Below are 522 nucleotides of genomic sequence, written 5' to 3' on the forward strand. Positions count from 1 at the left end.
CCAGTCGCACCGTCAGCGCCAGTCGGTCCGGCAGGTCCAGTCGCGCCAGTCGCACCGTCGGCTCCAGTCGGTCCGGCAGGTCCAGTCGCGCCAGTCGCGCCGTCCGCGCCAGTCGGTCCGGCAGGTCCAGTCGCACCGTCGGCACCAGTCGGTCCGGCAGGTCCGGTCGCGCCGTCCGCGCCAGTTGGTCCGGCAGGTCCGGTCGCACCGTCAGCACCAGTCGGTCCGGCAGGTCCAGTCGCGCCAGTCGCGCCGTCGGCGCCAGTCGGTCCAGCAGGTCCAGTCGCGCCGTCCGCGCCAGTCGGTCCAGCAGGGCCAGTCGCACCGTCAGCGCCAGTCGGTCCGGCAGGTCCAGTCGCGCCAGTCGCACCGTCGGCTCCAGTCGGTCCGGCAGGTCCAGTCGCGCCAGTCGCGCCGTCCGCGCCAGTCGGTCCGGCAGGTCCAGTCGCACCGTCGGCACCAGTCGGTCCAGCAGGTCCGGTCGCGCCGTCGGCACCAGTCGGTCCAGCAGGTCCAGTAGCG

1 protein-coding gene is annotated in these 522 nt (G+C 74.3%); it reads right to left on the bottom strand.

Going from position 1 to position 522, the window contains the following annotated elements; all coding sequences use genetic code 11:
• The coding region (locus tag NQZ67_RS29995) for a collagen-like domain-containing protein (protein ID WP_257453167.1) at positions 1-522 on the bottom strand (522 nt) is incomplete at both ends.

Origin of the sequence: Paenibacillus soyae (genome assembly GCF_024623455.1) — a bacterium.
Lineage (GTDB): Bacteria > Bacillota > Bacilli > Paenibacillales > Paenibacillaceae > Pristimantibacillus > Pristimantibacillus soyae.